Genomic DNA, 12,325 nt, shown 5'->3' with positions numbered 1-12,325 from the left:
TTGCTGCGATGCTCCCCGCCGGCACGGAGATGCCGGGAGGGAACGCATGCCAGTCGCAGACCACGCCGAGGGCGGCGTGGACAGCCGCTATGCCTGGATGCGGCTGGCCGCCGCGGTCTTGCTCAGCACGCTCGGCGGGGTCGGGCTCTGGTCCATCGTGGTGGCGCTGCCGGCGGTGCAGGCCGAATTCGGCACGGCGCGGGCCGATGCCGCGCTGCCCTATACCCTGACGACGCTGGGCTTCGCCGCCGGCGGCATCCTGATGGGGAAGCTGGCCGACCGCTTCGGCGTGCTGGCGCCGGTGCTGCTCGGCACGGTCTGCCTGGCGCTCGGCTACATCCTGGCGGCCCAAGCCGGCAGCATGACGCAATTCGCCGTCATCCACGGCGCGCTGATCGGGCTGCTCGGCAGTTGCGCCACCTTCGGCCCGGTGGTGGCCGATACCTCGCTCTGGTTCCGCAGGCGCCGGGGCTTCGCCGTCTCGCTCGCCGCCAGCGGCAACTACTTCGCGGGCGCCTTCTGGCCGCCTTTGGTCCAGGCCGGCATCGCCGAATATGGCTGGCGCCAGACCCATGTGATGATCGGCATCGCCTGCCTCGTGCTGATGCTGCCGCTGGCGCTGGTGCTGCGCCGGCCGGCGCCGCGGCAGGACGCGCCCATGGCGGTCGGGGGCGGTGCGCCCTCCAGCCCGCTCGGCCTCGCGCCCAATACGCTGCAGGTCCTGCTGGCCATCGCCGGGGTCGCCTGCTGCATCGCCATGGCCATGCCGCAGGTCCATATCGTCGCCTATTGCGTGGATCTGGGCTACGGGCCGGCGCGCGGGGCGGAGATGCTCTCCGTCATGCTCGCCTTCGGCGTGATCAGCCGGCTGCTCTTCGGCGTCATCCTGGACCGCATCGGCAGCGTGGCGACGCTGCTGCTCTCCTCCAGCCTCCAGGCCGTGGCCCTGGCGCTGTTCCTGCCCTTCGACGGGCTGGTTTCGCTCTATGTGGTCTCGGCGATCTTCGGGCTGTTCCAGGGCGGCATCGTCTCCACCTATGCGGTGATCGTGCGGGAGAACGTGCCGGCGAAGGAGGTCGGGGTGCGGGTCGGCATCGCCCTCTCGGCCACGCTGGTGGGCATGGCGATCGGCGGCTGGATGTCGGGCCTGGCCTTCGATCTCACCGGCTCCTACCGGGCGGCGGTGGTGAACGGCATCGCCTGGAACGGGGTGACGATCGCGATCGCCGGCTGGCTGGTGCTGCGGCGGCGGGCGCGGCCGGCCTATGCCTGACCCAGGCCGGGGCGGGCGCGGGCCGGAGGAGATCGCGGGAGGCCGTGGGCGACCGGACGCCTGAACCTGTCCGGAAGCGCAAAGAGCCGCCGCGGATTGGCGTTCGCCCCTGAACGCCGGTCCGCTTTGGATCGCCCGCCGCGGAGGCGCAGTCCACCCGCCCCGGCCATGGGGGCTGCCGTCGCATCGCTGCTGCCAGCCCCGCGATGGACGCACATGTAACCGCCGCACGCGGTCCTTGTCCCGCCCAGGCCCGCACCGCACAATATGGCGATGGCCGCCTCGCTTCCTGTCGCCCCAGCCTCCGTCCTGGGCGCCGACCCCGATCCCAGCTTCGCCGAGCTTCTCGCCGCTCGGTCGCATCTCTCCATGCATGCCCATGACGGCCTGATGGTCGAGGAGGTGCCGCTCGCCCGCATCGCGGCCGTCGTCGGCACGCCCACCTGGGTCTATTCCGCCGGCGCCCTCCGCCGCCGTGCCCGCGCCCTCAAATCTGCTCTCGATGGCGCCGGGCTCCGTGCCTCCGTCCATTACGCGGTCAAGGCCAATACCAGCCTCGCCGTCCTCAAGGTGCTGGCCGATGAGGGGCTGGGCGCCGATGTGGTCTCGGAAGGGGAGCTGCGCGCCGCCCGCGCCGCGGGCATCCCGGGCTCCGGGATCGTCTTCTCCGGCGTCGGCAAGACGGAGCGGGAGCTGCGCCTCGCCATCGCCGAGGACATCGCCCAGATCAACCTGGAGAGCGCGGAGGAGGCGGAAGCGCTCTCGGCGCTCGCCACCTCCCTCGGCCGCACCGCCCGCGTCGCGCTGCGGGTGAACCCGGATGTGGACGCCCGGACCCACGCCAAGATCACCACCGGCCGGTCCGAGAACAAATTCGGCGTGGCGATCGAGGACGCGCCCGCCCTTTATGCCCGGCTTGCTGCCCTGCCGGGGCTCGAACCCGTCGGCGTCGCCACCCATATCGGCAGCCAGATCACCAGCGGCATGGCTGCCTATCGCGCCGCCTATGCCCGGCTTGCCGAGCTGGTCCAGGCGCTGCGGGCCGAAGGCCTGCCGGTGAGGCACATCGATTGCGGCGGCGGCCTCGGCATTCCCTACCGGGACGAGCCGGCACCGATGCCCGAAGCCCTGGCCGGCGCCATCAAGGCGACGCTCGGCCCGCTTGGCCTGCCGGTGATGCTGGAGCCCGGCCGCTGGATCGCCGGCCCGCCCGGCCTGCTGCTCGCCTCGGTCGTGCTGCAGAAGCAGGGCACCAACCGCCGCTTCCTGGTGCTGGATGCCGCCATGAACGACCTGGTGCGGCCCGCCATGTACGATGCCTGGCACGGCATCCTGCCGGTCGGCCCGGTGGATTTCGTGGCGCCTGCCTCGCCGGCCGATGTGGTCGGGCCGGTCTGTGAGACTGGCGACACCTTTGCGCGCGGCCGCGCGTTGCCATCTCTGAAGCCCAGGGCGCTGGTCGCCTTCCTCGATGCGGGAGCCTATGGCGCCGTGATGAGCAGCACCTACAACATGCGGCCGTTCGCCGCCGAGGTGATGGTGGACGGCACCCGCTTCGCCGTGGTGCGCGACCGGCAGACCTATGACGAATTGCTCGGCGGCAACCGCCTGCCGGCCTGGCTCGGGGGCGCGCCCTGAGCCCCGCCGGGCCGGCCGCCCCGGGGGGCAACACCCCCCAGGGCCTGGCCGCGGCGCTCCGGCGCCGGCGCCGCCTCGCGCGGCTCGCCCTGTTCTGGGAAGCCGTCTGGCCCCGCGCCTGGCCGGTCCTCGGCGCCCTCGGCCTGTTCCTGTTCCTCGCCCTGCTCGACCTGCCGCAGCGCCTGCCGGGCCTGCTGCACATCCTCCTCCTGCTCGCTGCCGCCGGCGGCATCGGCTGGCTCGGCTGGCGGGCCTTCCGCGGCTTCCGTCCGCCGGATGACGGCGCGGCGGAGCGGCGGCTGGAGCGCAATTCCGGCCTGCGGCACCGGCCGCTCGCCGCCCTGTCCGACCGGCCCGCGGGCGACGACCCGGCCGCCCTCGCGCTGTGGCAGGTGCACCAGCAGCGTGCCGCGGCGCAGATCCGCCGGCTGCAGGTCGGCACGCCGCGGCCCGGCCTGCCGGCGCGGGACCCGCGGGCGCTGCGGGCCGCCGTGGCGCTCGCCGTCCTCGCCGCCTTCGTGGTGGCGGGCGGCGAGGCGCCGGAGCGGCTGCGCCGGGCCTTCACCCCCGCCTTCGCCGGCCCGGCGCCGGTGCCTGCCCTGCGGCTGGAGGCCTGGGTGACGCCGCCCGCCTATACCGGCGCGGCGCCGATCTTCCTCGATGCCGGCGGCGGTGCCGCCACCGTGCCGGCCGGCAGCAAGCTGCAGGTCTCGGTTTCCGGCGGCCATGGCGGCGCGCCCGAACTCCTGCTGGATGCCCAGGCCACGCCCTTCCGCGCGCTGGACGGCACCAGCTTCACGGCCGAGGCGATGCTGGAGCAGGGCGGGCGCCTCGCGGTCCGGCGGCAGGGCTCGGAACTGGCGCACTGGGCGCTGACCGTGCAGGCCGACACGCCGCCGCGCGTCGCCTTCGCCGAGCCGCCGGGACGCGCCCCGCGCGGCCTCGGCACCCGCCTGCCCTGGCGGGCGGAGGATGACTGGGGCCTCGCCTCGCTGCGGGCCGAATTGCGGCTGAAGGCCCGGCCGGAGGCGCCGCCGCTGGTTGTGGACCTGCCGCTGCCCGGCGGCCAGGCGAAGCAGGCGCGCGGCACGGCGACGCCCGACCTCTCGGCGCATCCCTGGGCCGGGCTGGACGTGCAGGCGCGGCTGGTGGCGAAGGATGGGGCGGGACAGGAGGGCGCCTCCGAGACCGCGAGCCTCGGCCTGCCGGAGCGGAGCTTCAACCACCCCGTGGCGAAGCGGCTGATCGCGGTGCGCAAGGCGCTGTCGCTCGAGCCCGAGCGCCGTGCCCCGGCGCGGCGGGAGATCGAGGACATCGCCCGCGCGCCCGAGGCCTTCGAGCACGACGTCACCACCTATCTCGCGCTGCGCGCCGCGCGCTCCCGCCTCATCGTCGACCGGCGGCCGGAGGCGGTGCCGGAGGTGCAGGAGATCCTCTGGCAGGTCGCGCTGGCGCTGGAGGAAGGCCGGGACGGCCGGACGCTGCGCGCCCTGCAGCAGGCGCGGGAGGCGCTGCGCGAGGCCCTCGAGCAGGCCGAGCAGAACCGGGCGCAGGACCCGAACGACCCCGCCACGCAGCAGCAGCGCGCCGAGCTGGAGCGCCGCATCCAGGAACTGCGCGACGCCATCCGCCAGCACCTGGAGGCGCTGGCCGAGAAGCTGCAGCGCGAGAATGCCGAGGCGATCCCCTTCGACCCGCAATCCCGGCTGATGGACCAGCGGGAAATGGAGCGCCGCACCCGCCGGATGGAGGAGGCCGCGCGCGAGGGCCGGATGGAGGACGCGAAGCGCGAGCTGGCCGAGCTGGAGGAGATGCTGAAGGCGCTGGAGGAGGGCCGCGCCCAGCGGGCCGAGAGCCCGGAGCGCCAGCAGCGCCGCGAGCGCGGCCAGCAGCAGATGGGCGTAGTGCAGGACATGGTGAAGCGCCAGTCCGACATGCTGGACCGCAGCCACCAGCGCGCTGAGGGCGAGGAGCGCGACCGCGCCGCGCGCCAGCGCCAGCAGCGCCTCAATCCGCAGGGCTTCCGCTGGCCGCCGGAGCCGCAGCAACCACCCCCGGGCCAGCAGGCGCAGCCGGACCCGCAGGAACAGGCGGAACGCGACCAGGATGGCCGCCGCCAGCGCGCGCTGCGCCGCGCGTTGGGCGAACTGATGCAGCAATTCGGCGACCTGACCGGGGAGGTGCCGGAAGGCCTCGGCCGCGCCGACCAGGCGATGCGGGATGCGCAGGAACAGCTCCGCCAGGGTGGCGATGCGCGGGATGCCCAGCAGCGCGCCTTGCAGGCCTTGCAGGAAGGCGGCCGGCAGATGGCGCAGTCCATGCAGCGCCAGTTCGGCCTGAGCCAGGAGGGTGAGGGGGAGGGCGACCCGCAGGACATGGCCGGCGAGAACCAGCCGGGCGGGGAGGGCCAGGACCAGGCCCAGGGCCAGGGCGAGGGGCGCGATCCGCTGGGCCGCCGCAGCCGCGACGTGAACGGCAACGCCGACAACGGCGCCGATACGCGGGTGCCGGAGGAGGCGGAACTGCTGCGCACGCGCCGACTGCAGGAGGAGTTGCGCCGGCGCGGGGCGGAGCGGGAGCGCCCGGCGGAGGAGCTGGACTATATCGACCGGCTGTTGCGGCGCTTCTGAGCGGGAGGCGGCCATTCTCCTCCCGGCGGATGGGGGGAATGGCGCCGCCACTGAGGACGGCAGGCCCGGCAATCCGGGAATGCGTCCGGCCGGCCTTCGGCAGGAGCGGCTTCCATGGCGGCGGGGCGGCCGATATCCGGCGGCGCCACACCGGAGGACGCGGCCGGGCGGGCCGCATGGCCTGCCTCCCAGGCGGCCTCGCTCTGGCCGGTCGGCCGGCCTGGAGGCGGCTGCCCTTCGCCCAACTCCTGCGGCCCTGGCCGGGCTCTCCCCGGCGGCGGGCAGCCTCTGCGGCCCCGCCGCCGTGGAGCCGGTGATCTGACCGCCTTCACCCTTCCGCAAGCCGCGCTCCGCTAACCCTCTGCCCCAGGGCCCCATCCGGGCTGCGGGCGGAGGGTGATGGCAAGGCTGACCGGCACCGCCGGGCATGACCTGCTGCAGGGTGATGCCGGCGACGACGTCCTGATGGGGCTGGCGGGCAATGACACGCTGCTCGCCGGCGCGGGGCATGACACGCTGGACGGCGGGCCGGGCGAGGACCGCGCGGTGGTCGACCGCAGCGTCGCCGATACGGCGCTGACCGTCTTCCTCCTCGCGCCGACGGAGACCAGCCTGGTCGCCGGCACGCGCCTGACGGGGGTGGAGCAGCTCTGGCTAAGCGCCGGCAGCGGCGATGACAGCCTGGTGGGCGGTGCGGGCGATGATTCCCTCGCCGGCGGGGCCGGCGCCGATGCGTTGCAGGGCGGCGCGGGGCGGGACACGCTGGCGGGCGGGGAGGGGGCGGATACGCTGCTCGGCGGGCCGGGCGCCGATCTGCTGACCGGCGGCGCGGGCGCCGACCGCTTCGCGCTGATGGGCCTGGCGGGCATCGAGTCCGGCCTTTCGGCCATGGACCGGATCACGGATTTCAACGCGGCCGAGGGCGACCGGCTGGTGCTCCGCGCCCAGCCGGTCGGGGCCGCGCTCTGGCTGCTGGCGACGGGAAGCTTCGCGCTGCCCGGACAGGCGCCGCTGCCCCTGGGCTGGGGCGGGACGCTCGCGCCGGTCGCCGCGCCGGTCGTCGGCCTCGCCCTGCCGGACCCGACCGGCCAGGCCGCCTTCCTGCTGCGCTGGCTGCCGGATGCCGCCGGGGCGGGCGGCTGGCTGGTGCTGGACGCGAACCGGAATGGCCAACTCGGCACCGCCGACCTGGTGGTGCGGCTCGACCTGCCCGCGGGCGCCGCCATCACTGCCGATGCCTTCCTGGCCGGGACCTTCGCCCTGGTCGGCACCGCTGGCGCCGATTCGCGGGCCGGGACCGGGGAGGGGGACCGGATCCACGGCCTGGCCGGGGCGGACACGCTGCTCGGGCTGGCTGGCAACGACACGCTGGAGGGTGGGACAGGGAATGACAGCCTTGCCGGCGGCGCGGGCTTCGACAGCCTGCTCGGCGGCGACGGCAACGATACCCTGGCCGGCGGCGATGGGCCGGATGTGCTGATCGGCGGCGCCGGCAATGACCGGCTGGAGGGTGGCGCCGGGGCCGACCTGCTGCAGGGCGGGACGGGAAATGACAACCTGCTCGGTGGTGAGGGCGATGACAGCCTGGAGGGCGGGACGGGTGCCGACACGCTGCAGGGCGGCCCGGGTGCCGACACCCTTCTGCTGCAGGCGATGGGGGAGGCGCCATGGTCCGCCCTCGGCGCGCTCGACCTGATCCTCGGCTTCTCCGCGGCCGAGGGCGATAGGCTGCGGCTCAGCGATGCCTGGTCCGGCCCCGGCGATGGCAGCGGCGCCAATGCCGGGACCTATGCCGGGACGGATGGCATCGCCCGTGCCCTGGTCTGGGGCGGAGTGACGCGGCCGCTCGCGGCGCTGCCGGCGGGCACGGCACTGCCGGCGCAGCCGCTGGGCGCGACCGGTGCCAACCAGCTCTTCTGGGTCCCGGCGCTGGCGGGCGGCACGGTGCCGGCCGGCGGCTGGCTGGTGCTCGACCTTGACCGCAATGGCCGGGTGGACGTGGCCGACCTCGTGGTCCGCATCGGCTCCTCCACCCAGCCGGTCGATATCGGCCCGGAGGATTTCGTCCCCGGCACCTTCCTCTCCCTGCTGCGCCCGGCCCTGCAGCGGGCCGGCACGGCGGGGAACGACACCCTCTCCGGCGGCAGCCTGACGGAGGTCTTCCTCGGCAGCGCCGGCAGCGACCGGATCGTGGGCGGCGCCGGCGCGGCCAACGGGCTGAGCTATGCGGCGCTCAACGGCAGCATCAGCCTGAAATTCACGGCCCATGGGACCGGGAGGGTGACGAAGTCGACCGGCGGGACCGACACCATCACCGACATCCATGCCGTCACCGGCGGCGCAGGGGCCGACCGGCTGGATGCCGCCGCGGCCGGCGCCGGCCTCTTCGTCACCAGCCTGGAGGGGCGGGCGGGCAACGACACGCTGATCGGGGCGACCAGCTCCCCCGTGCAGGCAGCCTATGGCGGCAGCCCGGCCGCGGTGCATGTCGATCTGGCGGCCGGCACGGCGCAGGATGGCTGGGGCGGGACCGACAGGCTCCTCGGCATCCGCCGCGTCGCCGTCACCTCGGCCTTCGCGGATACGGTGCTGGGCTCGACCGGGGATGACGTCTTCCTCTCCGGCGCCCAGGGGAACAAGCTGTTCGACGGCCGCGGCGGGACGGATGAATGGCGCTATGCCGGGGCGGGCGCCGTGACCGTGAACCTCGCCGCCGGCATTGCCCTGAAGCCCGGCGGGACCGACCGGCTGACCGCGATCGAGGTGGCGGCGGGCGGTGCGGGGAATGACAGCATCCTGGGCTCCGCCGGGGCCGACCGCCTGGCCGGCGCCGCGGGGAACGATACGCTGGACGGTGCCGGCGGCCTCGACATCGTCTTCTACGACTTGGTCGCGCCGGGCTCCGACCTGCCGCTGCGCGGCGCGGTGGTGGACCTGACGGCCGGCACCGCCATCGATCCCTGGGGCGGGCGGGACAGGCTGCTGAACATCGAATCCGCCTGGGGCTCCCGGCTGGGCGATGACCTGACCGGCCGCGCCGTCGCCGGCACCACCACCTTCCTGCGCGGTCTTGCGGGCGATGACACGCTGCGCGGGCCCGCGGCCGGGACCAGGGTGATGGCGGATTATGCGGGCGACCCGGCCGGGGTGGTGGTCGATCTCGCCGCCGGCACGGCGCGGGATGGCTGGGGCGGGACCGACCGGCTCCTGCTCATCGCCCATGCCCGCGGCACCCTCTTCGCCGACCTGCTCACCGGCAATGCGGAGGACAATCTGCTGCAGGCCGGCGCCGGGCAGGACACGCTGCGGGGCGGGGCAGGGAACGACACGCTGCAGCCCGGCACCGGTGCCGACCGGCTGGAGGGCGGAGAGGGCGATGACCTGTTCCTGCCCGATCCCGATCTTCGCTTCACCGGTAGCCTCACACTGAATCTCGGCGATGGCCGGTCGCAGGTGCTGGCCTTCGCCGATGTGGCGAGCTTCGCCGATACGCTGATTGGCGGCGCGGGCACCGACCGCTGGCAGGCACCCGCCGGGGGCAGTCTGCTCGATCTGCGGGTGGTGCCCGGCGCGGTCTCGGGAGTCGAGATCTTCAGCGGGGGGGGCGGGCCGGATGCGCTGCTGCTGCCCGCCGGCCTGGGGGCAGCCGTGACCCTGCGCGGTGCCGCCGGCGATGACACGCTGTCCGGCGGTGCCGTCGGCGATGTGCTGGAAGGGCAGGACGGGGCCGACCTGCTCGCCGGGCAAGGCGGCCATGATACCCTGCGCGGCGGGACGGGGAATGACACGCTGCTGGGCGGCGCGGGCAACGACTCCCTGGATGGCCAGTCCGGCCGGGACAGCCTGCTGGGCGGCGCGGGCAATGATACGCTGATCGCTGCCGACTGGGCCGTGCTGCTGGATGGCGGCTCGGGCGAGGATCTCGCCGCCGTCACCCGGACCACGGCGACCCAGGCGCTGCGGATGGAGACGGTCGCAGGAGGTCTGCGCCTGACCGATGGCAGCAGCGCGACCCTGCTGCTTGGCATCGAGCGGGCCTCGATCCTCGGCGGGGCCGGGAATGACGTGCTGGTCGGCTTCGCCGGCAGCGATACCCTGCGCGGTGGGTTGGGGAATGACAGCCTGACCGGCGGGGCGGGCGATGACGTGCTGGATGGCGGCGCCGGTGATGACCTGCTGCGCGGCGGGACGGGGAATGACACGCTGCTGGGCGGCGCGGGCAACGACTCCCTGGATGGTCAGTCCGGCCGGGACAGCCTGCTGGGCGGCGCAGGCAATGATACGCTGATCGCTGCCGACTGGGCCGTGCTGCTGGATGGCGGCTCGGGCGAGGATCTCGCCGCCGTCACCCGGACCACGGCGACCCAGGCGCTGCGGATGGAGACGGTCGCGGGAGGTCTGCGCCTGACCGATGGCAGCAGCGTGACCCTGCTGCTTGGCATCGAGCGGGCCTCGATCCTCGGCGGGGCCGGGAATGACGTGCTGGTCGGCTTCGCCGGCAGCGATACCCTGCGCGGTGGGCTGGGGAATGACAGCCTGACCGGCGGGGCAGGCGATGACGTGCTGGATGGCGGCGCCGGTGATGACCTGCTGCGCGGCGGGACGGGGAATGACACGCTGCTGGGCGGCGATGGCGCTGACAGCCTGATGGGCGGCGATGGGGCGGATGTGCTGACCGGCGGCGCGGGAGATGACATGCTGGACGGCGGCGCCGGCACGGATATGGCCATCCTCGGCGCGACACGCGGCAGCACGGCGCTGTCACGCCTGGCGGATGGCAGTTGGCTGGCGGTGGGGCCGGCGGGGACGGACCGGCTGATCTCCATCGAGGTGGTCCGCTTCACCAACGGGGATGTGGTGCTGTGAGGAGACCTGCGCACAGGTCGCCGCCGCGGCGCCTGGTGTTCGGATGCCTGCAATGACCGCAACAGCCTGTGGCTGATAGCATCCGCGCACAGGTCCCATGATACCCGGCGCATACCGGGCCGCGCCCGGCCGCAGCCTCGCTATTGGCCGGCCGGCCTCTCGCCCGGCTACAGCGGATTGCGGTCATGTCTGAACGCCCATCCGCTGGTGCTTTCTGTCTTTCGAACAAAGGCTCGCTCCCGGGCGTTCACGCCTGTCCGCGCGTCCGCGATCCGCTCCAGCCTCCGCCGGCCTTCAGCCCGGCGCCAGCCGCAGGATCCGCCCGCGCGACTCGTCAGTCAGCAGGTAGAGCAGCCCATCCGGCCCCTGCACCGTCTGCCGAATGCGGGTGCGGATGCCGGGCAGCCTTTCCTCCCCCGTCACCCGGTCGCCCTCCGTCGTCAGCCGCACCAGGCCGGGCGGGTTCAGCGCCGCAACAAAGAGGCTGCCGCGCCAGGCCGGGAAGGCCGCGCCGGTGTAGAAGGCGATGCCGGAGGGGCTGACCGAGGGCACCCAGACATGGATCGGGTCCTCCATGTCGGGGCGCGAGACGCCCTCGCCGATCCGGCTGCCGTCATAATCGACGCCATGCGTCACCACCGGCCAGCCGTAGTTCCGGCCGGGGCGGAGGAGGTTGATTTCGTCACCCCCGCGGGCGCCGAATTCCGCCGCCCAGAGGCTGCCGGTCCAGGGGTTGAAGGCCAGGCCCTGCGCATTGCGGTGGCCATAGCTGAAGATCTCGGCCCGGGCATCGGTGCGGCTGGCGAAGGGGTTGTCCGGCAGCGGCGCGCCGTTCCGCGCCAGCCGCAGCACCTTACCGGCCAGGTCATCCAGCCGCTGCGCCCGCATTTTCGTGACATAGCGATCGCCGGTCGAGAGGAAGAGCGCGCCGTCCCGCCCGAAGGCGATGCGGCAGCCAAAGTGGTTCCGCCCCTGCTCCTGCGCCGGGGTGGCGTCCAGGATCGGCGTCGCCCCTTCCAGCGCCGTGCCGTCGGGCGCGAGCCGCGCACGCACCAACCGGGTCAGGGCGCCGCCCTGCACCACCGCGGAATGGCAGAGATAGAGTTCGCGCGTATCAGCAAAATCCGGGGCGAGGGCGATGTCGAGCAGCCCGCCCTGGCCGCGCGCCTCGACCTCCGGCACCCCGGCCAGCGGCGGGGAGACCTGCCCCTCCCGCCCCACCAGCCGCAGCCGGCCCGGGCGTTCGGTGACGAGCAGCCGGCCATCCGGCAGGAAGGCGGCGCCCCAGGGCCGTTCGAGCCCCGTGGCGAAGTCCGTGACCTGGAAGGAAGCCGGCTGCGCCTGGGCGCCGCCGGCGAGGAGGAGCAGGAGAAGGGCGAGGCGGATCATGCCCCGCCAGATAGGGCGGCCCGCCGCCACCGCCAGCGCCGGGAGCGCTGCCCTGAGGAAATGTGCGCGCTGCGCCCGTGCCGACCCTCCCCCTGGCCGGCGCGGCCAGGATCAGTCGATCAGGCCCCCTCCGGACCGCATGGGCCGGGCGGGCACGGCTCCGAAATCAACCGATCTTGCTGTCGATCCATTGCTGGAGCTGGCCCTTCGGCATGGCACCGACCTTCGTGTCCAGCAGCTTGCCGTCCTTGAACAGCAGCATGGTCGGGATACCGCGCACCGAATACTCGTTCGGCGTCATCGGGTTGTCGTCGATGTTCACCTTGGCGACCGTGAGCTTGCCCTCATACTCCTTGGCGATGGCGTCCAGATGGGGGGCGACCATCTTGCAGGGCCCGCACCATTCCGCCCAGAAATCCACCAGCACCGCGCCGGGGGCCTCCAGCACGTCCTGCTTGAAGGTGTCGTCGGTGACGTTCTTGGTGAGCTCGCTCATGAGGGGTGCCTCGCTGGGCGGGGCGCACTGCCC

The 12,325-nt window shown here is 73.9% G+C and carries 6 protein-coding genes; 4 read left to right on the top strand and 2 right to left on the bottom strand.

Features of this window, described 5'->3' with window-relative positions; translation table 11 throughout:
- Nucleotides 1-46: 46 nt before the first annotated feature.
- The 4 genes from LHA35_RS02255 (at nt 47) to LHA35_RS02240 (ending at nt 10,407) form a co-directional block, all read left to right on the top strand.
- The gene (locus tag LHA35_RS02255) at nt 47-1,273 is read left to right on the top strand and encodes an MFS transporter (RefSeq protein ID WP_226603932.1); all 1,227 of its coding nucleotides are present in this window, start codon (nt 47-49) and stop codon (nt 1,271-1,273) included.
- 273 nt (nt 1,274-1,546) lie between these two features.
- The gene (gene lysA / locus LHA35_RS02250; protein ID WP_226603930.1) at nt 1,547-2,911 is read left to right on the top strand and encodes a diaminopimelate decarboxylase; all 1,365 of its coding nucleotides are present in this window, start codon (nt 1,547-1,549) and stop codon (nt 2,909-2,911) included.
- Complete coding sequence (locus LHA35_RS02245; RefSeq protein ID WP_338050837.1) at nt 2,863-5,541, top strand: TIGR02302 family protein; 2,679 nt, start codon at nt 2,863-2,865, stop codon at nt 5,539-5,541. The genes lysA and LHA35_RS02245 overlap by 49 nt, the downstream gene beginning before the upstream one ends.
- Before the next feature lie 399 nt (nt 5,542-5,940).
- Complete coding sequence (locus tag LHA35_RS02240; protein WP_226603928.1) at nt 5,941-10,407, top strand: beta strand repeat-containing protein; 4,467 nt, start codon at nt 5,941-5,943, stop codon at nt 10,405-10,407.
- A gap of 294 nt (nt 10,408-10,701) precedes the next feature.
- On the opposite strand, the gene LHA35_RS02235 is transcribed toward LHA35_RS02240, so the two are convergent.
- Nucleotides 10,702-11,796, bottom strand: a complete 1,095-nt coding sequence (locus LHA35_RS02235; protein WP_226603925.1) for a PQQ-dependent sugar dehydrogenase — start codon at nt 11,794-11,796, stop codon at nt 10,702-10,704.
- Nucleotides 11,797-11,962: 166 nt separating this feature from the next.
- Entirely contained in the window at nt 11,963-12,292 is a 330-nt protein-coding gene (gene trxA, locus LHA35_RS02230; RefSeq protein WP_226603922.1) for a thioredoxin TrxA, read from the bottom strand.
- Nucleotides 12,293-12,325 lie beyond the last annotated feature (33 nt).

The organism is Roseicella aerolata (assembly GCF_020523605.1).
GTDB classification, from domain to species: domain Bacteria; phylum Pseudomonadota; class Alphaproteobacteria; order Acetobacterales; family Acetobacteraceae; genus Paracraurococcus; species Paracraurococcus aerolatus.
The sequence above is the reverse complement of the archived record's forward strand: the minus strand, read 5'-3'. Positions and strand labels throughout refer to the sequence as shown.